This window comes from Nocardioides sp. P86 (genome assembly GCF_023712465.1).
Lineage (GTDB): Bacteria > Actinomycetota > Actinomycetes > Propionibacteriales > Nocardioidaceae > Nocardioides > Nocardioides kribbensis.
Map to the genome: position 1 here is coordinate 636692 of NZ_JAMAYE010000002.1, position 16611 is coordinate 653302.

The window sequence follows — 16611 nt, forward strand, 5'->3', positions numbered from 1 at the left end:
TCGGGGGACTAGCCTGGACCACGGAAAACCACCCACCCCGCGCGCTCCCGGAAGAGGCGAAGCAAGTCGTGCCGCAGTCCCCTGGCAACAAGTCTCCACACCCCACCACCACCACGGAGCCGCCTGCGGACTTCGGCGCCAACGAGTGGCTGGTCGAGGAGATGTACGACCAGTACCAGGCCGACCCCTCGAGCGTCGACGCGACGTGGGTGACGTTCTTCAAGAACGGCGGCGCCGAGGCCGTGCTCGGCAACGGCAACGGCAACGGCGCCAGCAACGGTGCCGCGGCCGCGGGGGCCGCGGAGAAGGCGCAGCCAAAGGCGCCGGAGAAGGCCCCCGCGACGCCCGCCGAGAAGGCTCCCGAGAGGGCTCCGGAGAAGGCCGCGGCGCCCGCCCCGGCGAAGGCTCCGGCCGCCGCTCCGGCCGCCGCGAAGGGCTCCGACTCCCCCGCCCCGGTCGCCAAGCCGCGGCCGGCCGGCAAGGCCGCCGAGCCCGCCCAGGGCACCAGCAGCCCGGTGCCGAAGGAGTCGCGCCCGGCGGAGCCGTCGCCGGCCAAGGACGAGCCCACCTACACCGTCCTGCGCGGCGCCCCCGCGCGCACGGCGCAGAACATGGACGTGTCGCTGACCGTCCCCACCGCCACCTCCGTGCGCTCCGTGCCGGTCAAGCTGCTGTGGGACAACCGCACCGTCATCAACAACCACCTCGCCCGCGCCCGCGGCGGCAAGGTGTCGTTCACCCACCTGATCGGCTACGCCCTGGTGCAGGCGGTGAAGTCGATGCCGGAGATGAACGTCGGCTTCGACACCGTCGACGGCAAGCCCAACCTGATCACCCCCGCCCACATCAACCTGGGCCTGGCCATCGACGTGCCCAAGCCCGACGGCAGCCGTCAGCTGCTCGTGCCGGCCATCAAGGCCGCCGAGACCATGGACTTCGCCGGCTTCTGGACCGCCTACGAGGACATCGTCGCCAAGGCGCGCGACGCCAAGCTCACCGTCGCCGACTTCCAGGGCACGTCCATCTCGCTGACCAACCCCGGCGGCATCGGCACCAGCCACTCCGTGCCGCGCCTGATGAAGGGCCAGGGCGCCATCATCGGCGTCGGGGCCATGGAGCTCCCCCCGGAGTGGCAGGGCGCCTCCGACGAGGCCATCAGCCGCAACGGGATCAGCAAGGTCATGACGCTGACCTCGACCTACGACCACCGCGTCATCCAGGGCGCGCAGTCGGGTGAGTTCCTCAAGCGCGTGCACGCCCTCCTGCTGGGCGGCAACGACTTCTACGACGAGATCTTCCGGTCGCTGCGCATCCCCTACGAGCCGATCCGCTGGAGCAAGGACATCTCCACGTCGCACGACGACGAGATCTCCAAGCAGGCGCGCATCCTCGAGCTCATCCACGCCTACCGGGTGCGCGGCCACATGATGGCCGACACCGACCCGCTGGAGTACCGCCAGCGCAGCCACCCCGACCTCGAGGTCGAGTCGCACGGGCTGACCCTGTGGGACCTCGACCGCGAGTTCGCGACCGGCTCCTTCGGCGGCTCGGGCCGTCGCTTCATGAAGCTGCGCCAGATCCTGGGGATCCTGCGCGACTCCTACTGCCGCACCACCGGCATCGAGTACATGCACATCATGGACCCCGAGCAGCGCCGCTGGATCCAGGAGCGCGTCGAGGTGCCCCACACCAAGCCGCCGCGCGAGGAGCAGCTGCGCATCCTGCTCAAGCTCAACCAGGCCGAGGCCTTCGAGACGTTCCTGCAGACCAAGTTCGTCGGGCAGAAGCGCTTCAGCCTCGAGGGCGGCGAGACCACGGTGCCCGTGCTCGACGAGATCTGCGAGGCCGCGGCCGAGTCGGGCCTCGACGAGGTCGCCATCGGCATGGCCCACCGCGGCCGGCTCAACGTGCTGGCCAACATCGTGGGCAAGAACTACTCCCAGATCTTCCGCGAGTTCGAGGGCAACATCGACCCGCGCACGGTCCAGGGCTCCGGTGACGTGAAGTACCACCTCGGCGCCGAGGGCGAGTTCGAGTCCGGCACCGGGGAGAAGATCAAGGTCTCCGTCGCCGCCAACCCCTCCCACCTCGAGGCGGTCGACCCGGTGCTCGAGGGCATCGCGCGCGCCAAGCAGGACGTGCTCGACCAGGGCGCGGCCTACCCCGTGCTGCCCCTGCTGGTGCACGGCGACGCGGCGTTCGCGGGTCAGGGCGTGGTGGCCGAGACGCTCAACCTGTCCCAGCTGCGCGGCTACCGCACCGGAGGCACGATCCACCTGGTCGTCAACAACCAGGTCGGCTTCACCACCTCGCCGGGCTCGTCGCGCTCCTCGCTGTACTGCACCGACGTGGCCCGGATGGTCCAGGCGCCGATCTTCCACGTCAACGGCGACGACCCCGAGGCGTGCATCCGCGTCGCCCGACTGGCCTTCGAGTACCGCCAGGCCTTCAACAAGGACGTCGTCATCGACCTGGTGTGCTACCGCCGCCGTGGCCACAACGAGGGCGACGACCCGTCGTACACCCAGCCGCTGATGTACGACCTGATCGAGCAGAAGCGCTCGGTGCGCAAGCTCTACACCGAGTCGCTCATCGGTCGTGGCGACATCACGATCGAGGAGGCCGAGCAGGTCCTGCGCGACTACCAGCAGCAGCTGGAGCGCGTGTTCACCGAGGTGCGCGAGGCCACCGGCCAGCCCTCGGAGTGGACCACCGTGCCGGACTACCCGGACAAGCCCGCCGGGGAGACCCAGACCGCGGTCACCCTCGAGGTGCTCAAGCGGATCTCCGACGCCTACGTCACCCCGCCCGACGGCTTCACGGTCCACCCGAAGGTCATGCCCCAGCTCCAGCGCCGGGCCAAGGCCATCACCGAGGGCCCCATCGACTGGGGCACCGGCGAGATCCTCGCCTTCGGCTCGCTGCTCATGGAGGGCCGTCCGGTCCGCCTGGCCGGCCAGGACTCGCGCCGCGGCACGTTCGTGTCGCGCTTCGGCACGATCATCGACCGGGTCAACGCCAACGAGTGGACGCCGCTGGCCAACCTCACCGAGGACCAGGCCCGCTTCTACCTCTACGACTCGCTGCTCAGCGAGTACGCCGCGCTCGGCTTCGAGTACGGCTACTCCGTGGCCCGTCCCGAGGCGCTCGTGCTGTGGGAGGCGCAGTTCGGCGACTTCGTCAACGGCGCACAGACCGTCATCGACGAGTTCATCAGCTCGGGCAAGACCAAGTGGCGCCAGGAGTCGGGCGTCGTGCTCCTGCTCCCCCACGGCTACGAGGGACAGGGACCCGACCACTCCTCGGCGCGTATCGAGCGCTTCCTCACCATGGCCGCCGACGAGGCCTTCGTCGTCGCCCAGCCCTCGACGCCCGCGTCGTACTTCCACCTGCTGCGGCAGCACTCGCTGGGCTCGACCCACCGCCCGCTCATCGTCTTCACGCCGAAGTCGATGCTCAAGCGCAAGGAGGCCGCCTCCCGGCCCGAGGAGTTCACCGAGGGGTCCTTCCGGCCCTTCATCCCCGACGCCGAGGCCGACCCCGAGAAGGTCGACACGCTGCTGCTGTGCTCGGGCCGCGTCACGTGGGACCTCATGGTCGACCGGGCCAAGCGCGAGGGCGCCGAGCGCTTCGCGATCGCCCGCGTGGAGCAGCTCTACCCGCGCCCCGAGGAGGAGATCCGGGCCGAGATCGCCCGCTTCCCCCGCCTCAAGCAGGTCCGGTGGGTGCAGGACGAGCCGCTCAACAACGGCCCGTGGCCCCACTACGCCCTCAACGTGTGGCCGGGCGTCGACGCCCAGGTGGAGGCCGTCACGCGGGCCGAGTCGTCCTCGCCGTCGGTCGGCACCGTCAAGCGCCACATGGCCGAGCAGAAGGACCTGCTCGACCGCGCGTTCGCCTGACATGTACTTCACCGACCGCGGGATCGAGGAGCTCGAGCGGCGCCGGGGTGACGAGGAGGTCACCCTGGCGTGGCTGGCCGAGCGGCTCCAGGAGTTCACCGACACCCACCCGGAGTTCGAGACCGCCGTCGAGCGGTTCTCGACCTGGCTGGCCCGCCTCGACGACCCCGACGACTGAGCGGCACGACGAAGGGGCCCGATCCGGTGACGGATCGGGCCCCTTCGTCGTGCGGGCGGGTGCCGGACTACCGCTCGTCGACCTCGTGGACGGGCTCGACGTGCTCCGCCGAGGCCCGACGAGCGGCGTCGCGCAGCTCGAAGACCTCCGTGGCGAGCCCGCCCAGGGCGCCGGCGACGTCCTTGACGGCGCCGGTGAGGATGGTCGCCACCTCACCGACGGTCGTCGCGGTCGCCTCCACGGCGCCCTGGAGGGCGTCCTTGCGGATCTCGCTCTTGCTCAGCTGGTCCTTCATGGGCCCGGTCATGGTCCCTAGTGTGGCCCGAGCAGCCTCACGCGGCCAGGCGGCGGCGCAGGAAGCCGGGCACCAGGGCCTTGAGGTCCGACGGGGAGTCGGGCAGGGCGTAGCGGCAGATCTTCTTGGCCACGCTGCCCAGCTGACGCCCCAGCGGCCCGGTGTTGTAGTCGATCCCGTAGCGCTCGCAGATCTCGCGCACGTCCTCGGCGATCTCGGGGTAGCGGCGGGCGGGGATGTCGGGGAAGAGGTGGTGCTCGATCTGGTGCGACAGGTTGCCGGTCATCACGTGGAAGAGCCGGCCGCCGGTGATGTTGGCCGAGCCCAGGAGCTGGCGGTAGTACCAGTGGCCACGCGACTCGTCCTCGCACTCCTCCTCGGAGAAGGTCGCCACCCCGGCCGGGAAGTGCCCGCAGAAGATGATGTTGAAGGCCCACACGTTGCGCACCAGATTGGCCACCGCGTTGCCGGCCAGCGTCATCGGGAAGAGCGGGCCGGTGAGGGCCGGGAAGAGCAGGTAGTCCTTCAGCGCCTGGTTGCGCACCTTGCGCATCAGGCCGGGGTAGATCTTCTTGTTCTCCTCCAGCGTGCGCTTGCCGGCGACGAGGTTCTCGACCTCGAGGTCGTGCATGGCCACGCCCCACTCGAAGAAGACCATGAGCAGCGCCGCGTAGACCGGGTTGCCCAGGTAGTAGGGGTGCCACTTCTGGTCGTCGTCCATGCGCAGGATGCCGTAGCCGATGTCACGGTCCTTGCCCAGGATGTTGGTGTAGGTGTGGTGGATGTAGTTGTGGGAGTACTTCCACTGGTCGCTGGGGCACACGTTGTCCCACTCGTACATGCGCGAGCTCAGGCCGGGCTCGTTCATCCAGTCGTACTGCCCGTGCATGACGTTGTGGCCGATCTCCATGTTGTCGAGGATCTTCGACACGCTGAGGGCGGCCACGGCCAGCGGCCACGCCGGCGGCACGTAGAACAGCGCGCGCCCGGCGACCTCGAAGCCCCGCTGCACCTTCACGACGCGGTGGATGTAGTCACGGTCCTCGTCGCCCAGCGAGGCCAGCACGCGCTGGCGGATGGCGTCCATCTCGTCGCCGAAGTCCTTGAGCTGGGCCGCGGTGAGGCGGTGGAACGCGGCGTCGCCGGGCACGACGGGGCGCTCGGCGCGGGCGGCGCTCGCTCCGCTCGTGGTCGCGGTGGTCACGGTGGTCACGGTGGTCTCGTTCAGGGTGGCGGTCATGGTGCGGTCCTTCCTCAGAGGTCGACGACGCAGTCGCCGACGGGGGCGGAGACACAGATCTGGATGTCCTCGTCGGGCAGCGAGGACTCGGCACCGGTGACGACGTTGCGCACGGTGCCCTCGGTCTTGCGGGAGGTGCAGGAGAAGCAGATGCCCATGCGGCAGCCGAACTCGGGCCGCAGGCCGAGCGCCTCGGCCTGCTCCAGCAACGAGGCACCGGTGTTGGCGGCCTGCTGGCCCGACCGGGCGAAGGAGACCTTGCCCTCGGCCGTGCCCGACGCGGTCATGGGCGGCTTGAAGTACTCCACGCGCAGCCGGGGGCTCCCGGCGTACGCCGCCTGGACCAGCTCGATCATGCCGGCCGGGCCGCAGGCCCACGTGTCGGTGTCCTGGAAGGCCGGCACCAGCTCGCGCAGGGCGTCCTCGGAGAAGCGGCCACCGTCGGTCTCGTGCACCAGGTGCACGTCGACGTGGTTGTCGCCCGCCGCGATCTCGGCGAGCTCCGCGGCGAAGATCTGGTCCTCGGCGCTGCGGGCGTAGTGCAGGAAGGTCACCTTGCGGTGGGCCCGGCCGTCGTAGCCGTCGCGCAGCAGGGTGCGCACCATCGACATGGCCGGGGTGATGCCCGAGCCGCCGGTGACGAAGAGCAGGTGGTTGTTGGTCGGCGTCGCCGGGCTCTCGTGCATGACGAAGTCGCCCTCGGCCTGGCCCAGGTGGACCATGAGGCCCGGGCGGGCCTGCTCGACCAGGAACCGCGAGACCACGCCCTCCGCGTGCGAGCGCACCGTGAGCGAGATCCGCTCCCCCGGCGCCGAGGCGGGCGAGGAGACCGAGAAGCAGCGGGTCGTGCGGCGGCCTCCGGGCAGGTCGACGCCCACCTGGACGTACTGGCCCGCACGGTGCCCGCGCCACGTGCTCGTCGGCTGGAGCACGATCGTGGCGACCGGGTGCTCGCCGTCGGTCTCGCGACGGACCTCGACGACGCGGGCGCGCACCTCGTGGGCCGCCCACATCGGGTTGACCTGCTCCAGGAAGCGGTCGACGCCGTGGGGCGAGGTGAGGGCGGCGACGGCGCGGGACCGGAGGATGGAGCCCGTGATGCTCATCGGAGTTGCTCCCGTCAGATTGGGTGAACGCTTGTTCACTCAAAGTCTCCGGGGTCGGCGCCGCGAGGTCAACCGGAACGGCGGGTGACGCCGCCCACCCCTCTCCTGGCGGTCGCGCGCGACCCGCGTGACGGTGCACACATGTGCTCCCGCCCGGGCCCCGGGGTTCCGGGGCGCGCGAGGTCGGAGCACGCTGCGACGGTGGCCTAGGATCGGGGGATGACCGAGACCCGCGGCGAGCGCAAGGAGCGCACCCGACGCGCCATCCTCGACGCCGCCCTGGCGCTGCTCGAGGAGAGCAGCCTGGTCGCGCTCTCCCTGCGCCAGGTGTCGAAGCAGGTCGGCATCGTGCCGACCGGCTTCTACCGCCACTTCGACTCCATCGAGGACCTCGGCATGGCTCTCGTGGACGAGTCCTTCGAGTCGCTGCGCGCCATGCTGCGCGACGTGCGGCAGGGACGCGAGGGCGGGGCACCGGGCTGGATGGACATCGTCGACGACTCCATCGGGATCCTCGACGAGCACGTGCACCGCCAGCGCTCCCACTTCGCCTTCATCGCCCGAGAGCGGACCGCAGGGCCGCCGCTGGTGCGCGAGGCGATCCGCCACGAGATCGAGCTGTGCGAGCGCGAGCTGGCCACCGACCTCGCCCGGCTGCCCGGCACCGACCGCTGGTCGACCGAGGACCTGCGCGTGCTGTCGGGGCTCATCGTCACGGCCATGGTCGCCTTCGCCGAGAACACCCTCCACGCCGTGGGTCGCCCGGGCGCCGAGAAGCTCGTCGTCGAGAACGCCCGCACCCAGCTGCGGATGGTGCTGGTGGGCGCGCTCAACTGGACCTCCCGGCCCTGAGGGGTCCCGCGGCCGCAGCGGCCGGCCCGGGGCTCGGGGCCGGGGCTCAGGCTCGGGGCTTGAGCACCAGCTCGGTCAGCGTGGCGTCCTGCGGGAGGTCGAGCACGCCCACCACGGCCTCGGCCACCGTGACGGGGTCGATCCAGCGCGAGGCGTCGTAGTCCTTGCCCTCCTGGGCGTGCACCTTCTCCTGCATCGCGGTGGCGGTGCGTCCCGGGAACAGCGAGGTGACCCGCACACCGTGCTGCGCCTCCTCGGCGCGCAGCGCGTCGGCGAGGGCCTTCAGGCCGTGCTTGGAGGCGGCGTAGGCCGACCACTGCGGGTGGGCGGACAGCCCGGCACCGGAGTTGACCAGCACGACCGTGCCGCGCGCCTCGCGCAGCGCCGGCAGCGCGAGGCGGGTCAGGACCGCCGGGGCCACCAGGTTGACCGCCAGCTGCTCGGTCCATGCCGAGGCCGTCAGGTCGGCGACGGCACCGAGCTCCACCACGCCGGCCGCGTGCACGACGGAGTCGAGCCGGGCGGGCAGGCGACCCTCCAGCCGCTCGAGGGCGGCGGCGTCGGAGAGGTCGGCCACCAGCACCGTCGCGCCCGGGTGCTCGACACCGAGCTCCTCGGCCCTCGCCTCGGAGCGCGCCACCAGCACCAGGTCGTCGCCACGCGCGCGCAGGCGCCGGGCCAGCTCGGCGCCGATGCCCGCCCCGGCGCCCGTGAGCAGGTGGGTGCGAGCCATCAGCGGGTGAAGACGATCTTGCCGAAGACGTCGCCGCCGGCCATCGCGGCGAAGCCGTCGGCGGCCTGCTCCATGGGCAGCACCCGGTCGATCAGCGGGCGCGTGCCGGTGGCGTCGAGCAGCGAGACCAGGGACGCGAGCTCGTCGCGGGTGCCCATCGTCGAGCCGACCACGCTGAGCTGGAGGAAGAAGATCCGCGTGAGCTCGGCGTCGTCGAGGTCGGCCCCCGACGTCGTGCCCGAGACCACGATGCGCCCGCCCGGCTTGAGGGCGCGCACCGAGTGGGCCCAGGTGGCCTTGCCGACGGTCTCCATCACGGCGTCGACCTTGACCGGGAGGCGCGCCCCGGACTCGAAGACCTCGTGGGCGCCGATCTCCAGCGCACGGGCCCGCTTGCCCTCGTCGCGGCTGGTGGCCAGCACCTTGAGGCCCGCAGCCCGGGCGAGGGTGATGACGGCGGTGGCGACGCCGCCGCCCGCGCCCTGCACCAGCACGGTGTCACCGGCCACGAGGCCGCCGCGGGTGAAGAGCATGCGGTAGGCGGTGAGCCACGCGGTGGGCAGGCAGGCGGCCTCCTCGAAGGACATCGAGGCGGGCTTGGCCACGACGTTGGCGCGGGGCACGACGACCTTGTCGGCGAAGGTGCCCTGGTGCCGCTCGGAGAGCAGCGAGCGGCGCGGGTCGAGGGTCTCGTCGCCGCGCCACGCGGGGTCGCTGACGACCGCGTGCACCACGACCTCGTTGCCGTCCTCGTCGAGTCCGGCCGCGTCGCAGCCCAGGATCATCGGCAGGGCCTCCTCACGCAGGCCCACCCCGCGCAGCGACCAGACGTCGTGGTGGTTGAGCGAGGCGGCCTTGACCGTCACCGTCGTCCACCCGTCGGGGGCCTCGGGGTCGGGCCGCTCCCCCACCGTCAGGGCGGAGAGCGGGTCGTCGGAGGAGAAGCGGTCGGCGTAGACGGCGAACATGGGGACAACCTAACGGGGAGTGGCTGGACGGACGGGGCACGCCGTCTCAGCGGCGAGCGACGCCGTCCTGCCGGGCGGCGGCCGCGACCGCGGCGGAGACGGCCGGGCCGACGCGCGGGTCGAACGGCGAGGGGATGACGTACTCCTCGGTCAGCGCCTCGCCCACCAGGTCGGCGAGCGCGCGGGCCGCGGCCAGCTTCATGCCCTCGGTGATGGCCGTGGCGTGGGCGTCGAAGGCGCCGCGGAAGATGCCGGGGAACGCCAGCACGTTGTTGATCTGGTTCGGGAAGTCGGAGCGTCCGGTGGCCACGACGCGCGCGTGGCGCCGGGCCACCTCGGGGTGCACCTCGGGCGTGGGGTTGGCCAGACCGAAGACGATGGCGTCGGGCGCCATCGTGGCGACGTGCTCCTCGGGCACCGTGCCGCCGGAGACGCCGATGTAGACGTCGGCGCCGTCGAGCACGTCGGCCAGCGAGCCGGTGCGGCCCGTGACGTCTGCGGTGAGCTCGGCCAGCGAGCGCTTGACCGCGGTGAGGTCGCCGCGCGAGGAGTGGATGACGCCCTTGCGGTCGGTCACGGCGAGGTCGGTGATGCCGGCCTCGAGCAGGATCTTGGCCACCGCCACGCCCGCCGCCCCCGCGCCGGAGATGACCACCCGGGTGCTGCCCGGGTCGCGGCCGGTGAGCGTGAGGGCGTTGGTCAGGGCGGCGAGCGCCACCACGGCGGTGCCGTGCTGGTCGTCGTGGAAGACCGGGATGTCGAGCATCTCCTTGAGCCGGTCCTCGATCTCGAAGCAGCGGGGAGCCGAGATGTCCTCGAGGTTGACCCCGCCGAAGCTCGGCGCCAGCCGGGCCACGGTCTCGATGATCTCCTCGGTGTCGGTGGTGTCGAGGCAGATCGGCACCGCGTCGACGCCGCCGAACTGCTTGAACAGCACCGCCTTGCCCTCCATCACCGGCATGGCGGCGGCCGGCCCGATGTCGCCCAGGCCGAGCACGGCGGTGCCGTCGGTGACGACCGCGACCGTGTTGGGCACCCAGGTGTAGTGCTGCGTGAGCGACGGGTCGGCCGCGATCGCCTCGCACACCAGGGCCACGCCGGGGGTGTAGGCCAGCGACAGCTCCTCCGCGCCGGCCAGGGCCACGGAGGACTGGATGGACATCTTGCCGCCGAGGTGCAGGTCGAAGACGGGGTCTCCGGCCCGCGGGTGCGACGGCGAGGCCGACGGGCCGTGGCCCGCAGGGCCGGCGGCGGCGGTGGTGGCAGGAGACGTGGGAGAAGCAGTCATCACAGGACTTTCCAGGACGAGTCGGATGGGCCGGATCGTGCCCGGGACCACTGCTCGACGCGAGGGGTTGCCGCGGAGCCGTGACGCCCGGAGGGCTGTCCCGCCAGTCTGGCACAGCGCACGGATACAGGACGCCGGCGTCCGCAATGCTCTACGTCACAGCGCCCGCGAGGCAGCGGCGTCGGGCCCTGCGCCCGCCCTGAGCAGGCAGGGACGCGGCCAGACGCGGCACAGCGCCACGGCCAGCACCTGGTCCTCGGCGACGGGCCCGCGGTGCCGGGAGTCGACGCCCACCGACGGGTCGTCGCTGAGCAGCCACCAGCCGGGCGAGCCACCGGCCGTCGTACGCCGCTCCACGGCGCGCTTGACCGCCAGCGTGCCGTCGGGCAGCCGGGCGACCACCACCCGCCCCGGCACGACCCGCGCGCCGTGCAGCACCAGCAGCCGGTCGCCCCCGCGCAGCGTGGGCGCCATCGACGCCCCGCGCACCAGGGCCCACCCGGGGCGACCCGGGCCGGGCAACCCGCCGCGGGCACGAGCGAGCCACCCGATGGGGTGGCTCGAGGGGGAGACACCTCGTGCAGGACGCGACACGCGGAGTAGTGTCGCAGCCGAGCTCAGCAGACCCCTGAAGGACCACGAGAGGAACCGCATGTTCGCGCGACTGTTCGCACCCACCGTCGAGGTCTCCGCCCACTGCGACCTGCCCTGCGGCGTCTACGACCCCGCGCAGGCCCGCATCGAGGCCGAGTCGATCAAGGGCATCATCGCCAAGGTCGCCGACAACGACGACCCCGACTTCCGCACCCGCGCCATCCTGATCAAGGAGCAGCGCGCCGAGCTGGTCAAGCACCACCTGTGGGTGCTGTGGACCGACTACTTCAAGCCCCCGCACTTCGAGAAGTACCCGCAGCTGCACGTCCTGGTCAACGAGGCCACCAAGCTCGCCGGCGCCTCCGGCGCCAAGGGCGCCCTCGACGCCGACGTGGCCGACCAGCTGCTGGCCAAGATCGACGAGATCGCCGAGATCTTCTGGGAGACCAAGAAGGCTTGAGCGACGCAGCCGGCGCGCCGCCGCCGCGGCGGGCGCCGCCGACCGTTTGTCGAGGCCGGTCCCGGGGTAGACCCCCGGGACCGGCCTCGCTGGCGTTCCAGGCGGCACACATGGGGCGCAGCCGAGCACCAGCCGAGCACCGGACGGCCTCCCACCCGGGGAGCCACCGCGTCACCTAGAGTTCGACCACTTCCTCCGCACCTGCCACGAAGGACGGCCCCATGTCCCAGCCCGGTCCGACGATCGACCCGATCCGTGACCGCTCCGACGTCGAGCTGCGGCTGCCCGCGGACGGCGCCTACGTGTCGGTGCTCCGTACGACGACGGCGTCGCTGGCCGCGCGCCTCGACTTCACCATCGACGACATCGAGGACCTGCGCATCGCGGTGGGCGAGGCGTGCGCGCTGGTGCTGCCCGAGGCCGACGCCGGGGCCGACCTGGTCGGACGCTTCTACCTGCGCCCCGCCGAGCTGACGGTGTCGGTGTCCGTGGGCGCCGCCGACGCCGGTGAGCCCGACCGCGACAGCTTCGCCTGGCAGGTGCTCGACACGCTGGCCTCCGAGGTCGGGGTGCGGATCGCCGAGGGCGAGCTCGCCGTCGCGCTCACGCTGCGCTCCACGCACCTGGGAGCCGGCCTCTGAGATGGACCACCCCCTCCCGGACGACGACCCCGCCCCCAGCGCGGCGAGCGAGGCGACCGACGCCCGGCGCGCGGGCGTCGAGCTCACCCGCCGGCGCAGCGCCGAGCTGTTCCTGGCCTTCCACGACCAGCAGGGCAGCGAGGCCGGTCGCGAGAGCGCGCGGGACGCCCTGGTGCACCTGCACCTGCCGCTCGTCGAGCACTGCGCACGCCGCTTCCGCAACCGCGGCGAGCCCTTCGAGGACCTGGTGCAGGTGGGCACGATCGGGCTCATCAAGTCCATCGACCGCTTCGACTCCGACCGGGGCGTGGAGTTCTCGACCTACGCCACGCCGACGATCATCGGCGAGATCAAGCGCTACTTCCGCGACAAGGGCTGGGCGATCCGGGTGCCGCGGCGGCTCCAGGAGCTGCGCATGCAGATCGGCTCCGCGACCGCCGAGCTGACCCAGACCCTCGGCCGCTCCCCCACGGCCCGCGAGCTCGCCGAGTGCATCGGGTGCACGGTGGAGGAGATCGTGGAGGGCATCGAGTCCAGCAACGCCTACTCCACCCTCTCCCTCGACGCCAGTGACGACTCCGACGACGGGGCCGCCACGATGCTCGACGCCATCGGCATCGAGGACGCGGGCCTCGAGCACGTCGAGATCCGCGAGTCGATCAAGCCGCTGCTCGACCAGCTCGACGCGCGCGAGAAGAAGATCCTGCTGCTGCGCTTCTTCCGCAACATGACCCAGTCGCAGATCGCCGAGGAGATCGGCGTCTCGCAGATGCACGTCTCCCGGCTCCTCAACCGCACCCTGGAGCACCTGCGGCGCTCGCTGCAGGAGCAGGACTGAGCCCTCTCCGCGCCCCCCGGCGCTGCCCCGGGGCCGCTCAGTCCTCGCGCATCGGGTCGTCGGCGAGGGCCTCGAGGCTCGCGGGGTGCAGCATGCCGGCCAGCACGACGGCGGCCACGACGACCAGGCCCAGCGCGATCAGCTGGGTGCCCCGGAAGCTCCAGGCCAGCCCGAGGGCGATCAGCTGGGTCAGCAGGATCGGACCCCGCGTCCAGGCCTGCCCCCGCGTCACCGCCCAGGCGCAGGCGATGACGGCCACGCCGAAGAGCGCGAAGAACGCCGCCACGGTCCATCCCATCGTGGTGCGCCCCTCGGAGAGGTCGGCGAGCTGGGCGCCGGCGAGGAGCAGCAGGACCAGCCCCTCGACCGCGGCGAGGGAGGCCGCGACGACCAGCGGCGGCGGGTTCTCGGATCGGGTCACGACGCCGAGGTTAGTGCGCCTCCTCCACACGGGACGCCTGTGACGCAGGAGACCAGCGATTTGGCTTGTTTAACGGTCCAAAAGTTGTCAGTGTGTTCTGAGCGCTCGTGGCCGAGTCCACTTCGTGGTGCCATCGCACCTGGCGCCGCCGCAGGCTTGCGTTGCCCCTGGCCTGCACATTTCGCTTGAGGAAAAGAGGGATCGCCCAGCCATGGACTGGCGTCACCGTTCAGCATGTCTCGACGAGGATCCGGAGCTGTTCTTCCCGATCGGCAACACCGGCCCGGCCATCCTGCAGATCGAGGAGGCCAAGCAGGTCTGCCGACGCTGCGACGTGCGCGAGCAGTGCCTCGCCTGGGCCCTCGAGGCCGGCCAGGACCACGGCGTGTGGGGCGGTCTGAGCGAGGACGAGCGTCGTGCGCTGAAGCGCCGCAACGCCCGGGCCCGCGTCCGCACCGCCTGACCCAGCGCCTGGCCCACCGCACCGCCACAGGGCCGGTCAGGTCAGCGGGTCGAGGGGGACGTCGACCACGGCACGGGTGCCGTGGTTCGAGGGCACCGGCCCCATCTCGAGCCGACCACCGAGCTCCGACTCCACGAGCGTGCGCACGATGGAGAGACCCAGGTTGGTCGATCCCTCCAGGTCGAAGCCGTCGGGCAGGCCACGGCCGTCGTCGTCCACGACCAGGTGGAGCCGGCCCGCAGCACGGTGCACCCCCACGCTGACCTCTCCCAGCAGCCCGCCGGCGAGGATCTCCTCGGTCGAGCGCAGCCCGGCGGGGTGCTCGTCGGGCACCTCGTAGCCGTGCTCCACCGCGTTCTGCAACAGCTCGGTCAGCACCATGGCCAGTGCGGTCGCCGACTCCGAGGTCAGCTCGCCGAAGCTGCCCGCGCGCCGCACCCTCACCCTGCTGCCGACCGCGCTGACGTCGGTCACCATGGCGCAGAGCCGGTCGGCGATCTCGTCGAAGAGCACCGTCTCCTCCACGGCCTGGCTGAGCGTCTCGTGGACGATCGCGATGGTCCCGACCCGCCGCACGGCCTCCTCCAGCGCGGCCTTGGCGTCCTGCGAGCCGATGCGGCGGCCCTGGAGGCGCAGCAGGGCGGCCACGGTCTGCAGGTTGTTCTTCACGCGGTGGTGGATCTCGCGGATCGTGGCGTCCTTGGTCACCAGCTCGCGGTCGCGCCGGCGCAGGTCGCTGACGTCGCGCACGAGCACGAGGGCACCGATCCGGGTGCCCTGGGGCCGCAGCGGGATGGCACGTGCGATCAGCGTGACCTCGTCGGTGCCGAACTCGGTGTCGCGGTGCGTGCGGCCGCCCATCACCGCGCTGAGGGTCTCCTCGTCGGGACGGCGCCGCGACGGCACCAGCTCGCGCACCAGGTCGGGCAGCGCGAGCCCGGCCAGGTCGCCGGAGAGACCGAGACGGCGGAAGACCGACAGCGCGTTGGGGCTGGCGTAGACGACGTGGCCCTGGGCGTCGACGCGCAGGAAGCCGTCGCCCACGCGCGGTGAGTCGGCGTGGTCGCTGCGCTGGCCCTGCGCGGGGAACCAGCCGCCCGCGATCATCTGGGTCAGGTCGGCCGCGGTCTGCAGGTAGGAGAGCTCCAGGCGGCTGGGGGTGCGCACGCCGAGCAGGTTGGTGTTGCGCGTGACCACCGCGATCACGCGGCCCTCGCGACGCACCGGGATGCTCTCCACCCGCACCGGCACGTCGTCGCGCCACTCCGGGTCGCCCTCGCGCACCAGGCGCTGCTCGGCGTACGCCGCGTCGAGGAGGGGGCGTCGCCCGCGGGGCACGAAGGTGCCCACGACGTCGTCGACGTAGGACGTCGGGCCGGTGGTGGGCCGCATCTGCCCCACCGCCCAGAACCCGCTGCCCTCGCGGTCGGGCAGCCACAGCACGAGGTCGGCGAAGGACAGGTCGGCGATGATCTGCCAGTCGGCCTGGAGCAGCTGGAGCCACGCGACGTCGTCGGGTCCCAGGTCGGTGTGGCTCCGGACCAGCTCGCTCATCGACGGCACCCGCCGAGCCTACGGCGAGCGGCAGGGGTGGGCGCACCGTCGGCCCCGACGTCCGACGGGCGGGCACGCGGTCGCGCCGTGAGCCCGTGCACACCTGGCCCGCACCGGGAGCCCACCGGGCCCACCCCTCCCCGCGGGCCCGCCGGACCGACCGGTCGGGTCCTCCCCCGACCGTGCGCGGACCCCGGGGAGTTTGGCAGGATGACGGCCATGTCGGGCGCGTATTGGAGACAGGTGCACGCCGACGGCCTCGCGGTGCCGTCGGACCGCCCCCTCGACGACCTGACCGCGGAGCTCACCCGCATGCTCGGCGACACCGACCCCGAGACCCGCGACGGCACGGCCTACCCGACGCTGGCGACCTGGGTCGAGCGGGGCGTCTACGACGACCTCCTGGCCGGTCTCGGCGACGGCATGGCCGCCGGGCTGACCACCGGGCTCGGCGAGGTCGGCACCGACTCGGTCTTCCGCCGCAGCTTCTCGGTGCTGGTGCTCGCCGAGTGCATCGCCCGCGACAACGAGCGACCACTGGTCTCCGGCGGCAAGGTGCTCGACTGGGGCGACCGGATCGCGACCTGGCTGCTGCGCGAGCGCGACCTGCGCGGATTCGTGCCGGGCAAGGGATGGGCCCACGCGGTGGCCCACGGCGCCGACGCCCTCGGGGCGCTCGCCGCGTCCCCCCACATCGGCAAGGCCGAGCTGACCGTCGTGCTCGACGTCGTGGCCGACCGGGTGCTCATGCCCGTCGACGCGCTCTTCGCGCACGGCGAGGAGGACCGGCTGGCCCACACCACCCTGTGCGTACTGCGCCGCGACGTCGTGCCGCTGAGCATCCTCGAGCCCTGGATCAACCGCCTCGCGTCGGCCGCCGGCGAGCGCGCCGTGCACGGCGAGCAGGACCCCTTCCTGCGCGGCGGCAACGCCGAGGCCTTCCTCCGCGCGCTCTACCTCCAGCTCGCGCTGGGCCCGCGCCCGCCGGCGGTCCGCTCCGACCTGCTGCTGGTGGTCGTCGAGGCGCTGCGGGCCAGCAACCCGCACTTCCTGCGCGACTGACGCCCCGGGTGACCCG

General features: G+C 72.2%; 17 protein-coding genes. 8 read left to right on the plus strand and 9 right to left on the minus strand.

The genetic code is table 11. The annotated features are described in order from the left end of the window. Positions 1-161 precede the first annotated feature (161 nt). Both M3673_RS10565 and M3673_RS10570 read left to right on the plus strand, forming a co-directional pair. Positions 162-3902 (plus strand): multifunctional oxoglutarate decarboxylase/oxoglutarate dehydrogenase thiamine pyrophosphate-binding subunit/dihydrolipoyllysine-residue succinyltransferase subunit, encoded by a 3741-nt coding sequence (locus M3673_RS10565; protein ID WP_374108204.1) that lies wholly within the window; start codon positions 162-164, stop codon positions 3900-3902. A 1-nt stretch (position 3903) separates the two neighbouring features. Beyond that, complete coding sequence (locus M3673_RS10570; protein ID WP_165699040.1) at positions 3904-4080, plus strand: DUF6104 family protein; 177 nt, start codon at positions 3904-3906, stop codon at positions 4078-4080. A gap of 67 nt (positions 4081-4147) precedes the next feature. Here M3673_RS10570 and M3673_RS10575 read toward each other — a convergent pair whose 3' ends face one another. From M3673_RS10575 to M3673_RS10585, 3 genes are read right to left on the minus strand one after another with little or no spacing between them, the layout of a single operon-like run. Next, positions 4148-4387: a hypothetical protein gene (locus M3673_RS10575; RefSeq protein WP_251533548.1), complete on the minus strand. Its 240-nt coding sequence runs from the start codon at positions 4385-4387 to the stop codon at positions 4148-4150. 25 nt (positions 4388-4412) lie between these two features. Next, positions 4413-5615, minus strand: coding sequence for an acyl-CoA desaturase (locus M3673_RS10580; RefSeq protein WP_251533549.1), 1203 nt, complete (start codon positions 5613-5615; stop codon positions 4413-4415). A gap of 14 nt (positions 5616-5629) precedes the next feature. After that, complete coding sequence (locus tag M3673_RS10585) at positions 5630-6721, minus strand: flavin reductase family protein (RefSeq protein ID WP_251533550.1); 1092 nt, start codon at positions 6719-6721, stop codon at positions 5630-5632. Between the two features lie 219 nt (positions 6722-6940). Here M3673_RS10585 and M3673_RS10590 point away from each other — a divergent pair, with 219 nt between their 5' ends. After that, on the plus strand, positions 6941-7573 hold the full coding sequence (locus M3673_RS10590) for a TetR family transcriptional regulator (RefSeq protein WP_056864099.1): 633 nt from the start codon (positions 6941-6943) through the stop codon (positions 7571-7573). 46 nt (positions 7574-7619) lie between these two features. On the opposite strand, the gene M3673_RS10595 is transcribed toward M3673_RS10590, so the two are convergent. The 4 genes from M3673_RS10595 to M3673_RS10610 form a co-directional block, all read right to left on the minus strand. After that, positions 7620-8306 carry an SDR family oxidoreductase gene (locus M3673_RS10595; RefSeq protein ID WP_251533552.1) on the minus strand — a complete coding sequence of 229 codons (687 nt, stop codon included), beginning with the start codon at positions 8304-8306 and terminating at the stop codon, positions 7620-7622. Next, positions 8306-9274 (minus strand): zinc-binding dehydrogenase, encoded by a 969-nt coding sequence (locus M3673_RS10600; protein ID WP_056864097.1) that lies wholly within the window; start codon positions 9272-9274, stop codon positions 8306-8308. Before M3673_RS10600 ends, M3673_RS10595 begins: the two co-directional genes overlap by 1 nt. Positions 9275-9320: 46 nt before the next feature. After that, positions 9321-10436, minus strand: a complete 1116-nt coding sequence (locus M3673_RS10605; RefSeq protein WP_374108205.1) for an NADP-dependent malic enzyme — start codon at positions 10434-10436, stop codon at positions 9321-9323. Between the two features lie 282 nt (positions 10437-10718). After that, positions 10719-11051: a S24 family peptidase gene (locus M3673_RS10610; RefSeq protein WP_374108196.1), complete on the minus strand. Its 333-nt coding sequence runs from the start codon at positions 11049-11051 to the stop codon at positions 10719-10721. Between the two features lie 163 nt (positions 11052-11214). On the opposite strand from M3673_RS10610, the gene sodN reads away from it, so the two are divergent. The 3 genes from sodN (at position 11215) to M3673_RS10625 (ending at position 13095) form a co-directional block, all read left to right on the plus strand. Further along, positions 11215-11616 (plus strand): superoxide dismutase, Ni, encoded by a 402-nt coding sequence (sodN, locus tag M3673_RS10615; protein ID WP_056864095.1) that lies wholly within the window; start codon positions 11215-11217, stop codon positions 11614-11616. Positions 11617-11837: 221 nt separating this feature from the next. Continuing rightward, positions 11838-12257, plus strand: a complete 420-nt coding sequence (locus tag M3673_RS10620) for an anti-sigma factor (RefSeq protein ID WP_056864094.1) — start codon at positions 11838-11840, stop codon at positions 12255-12257. 1 nt (position 12258) lies between these two features. Beyond that, complete coding sequence (locus M3673_RS10625) at positions 12259-13095, plus strand: RNA polymerase sigma factor SigF (RefSeq protein WP_056903830.1); 837 nt, start codon at positions 12259-12261, stop codon at positions 13093-13095. A gap of 37 nt (positions 13096-13132) precedes the next feature. Here the strand turns inward: M3673_RS10625 and M3673_RS10630 are convergent, their stop codons facing one another. After that, the gene (locus M3673_RS10630; RefSeq protein WP_056864092.1) at positions 13133-13516 is read right to left on the minus strand and encodes a hypothetical protein; all 384 of its coding nucleotides are present in this window, start codon (positions 13514-13516) and stop codon (positions 13133-13135) included. Positions 13517-13727: 211 nt separating this feature from the next. On the opposite strand from M3673_RS10630, the gene M3673_RS10635 reads away from it, so the two are divergent. Then, on the plus strand, positions 13728-13979 hold the full coding sequence (locus tag M3673_RS10635; RefSeq protein WP_027863177.1) for a WhiB family transcriptional regulator: 252 nt from the start codon (positions 13728-13730) through the stop codon (positions 13977-13979). 36 nt (positions 13980-14015) lie between these two features. Here the strand turns inward: M3673_RS10635 and M3673_RS10640 are convergent, their stop codons facing one another. Beyond that, a complete protein-coding gene (locus M3673_RS10640) occupies positions 14016-15542 on the minus strand; it encodes a PAS domain-containing sensor histidine kinase (protein WP_251533556.1) in 1527 nt (508 codons plus the stop codon). A 210-nt stretch (positions 15543-15752) separates the two neighbouring features. Here M3673_RS10640 and M3673_RS10645 point away from each other — a divergent pair, with 210 nt between their 5' ends. Then, positions 15753-16595 carry a DUF2785 domain-containing protein gene (locus M3673_RS10645; RefSeq protein ID WP_056864090.1) on the plus strand — a complete coding sequence of 281 codons (843 nt, stop codon included), beginning with the start codon at positions 15753-15755 and terminating at the stop codon, positions 16593-16595. Positions 16596-16611: the final 16 nt, after the last annotated feature.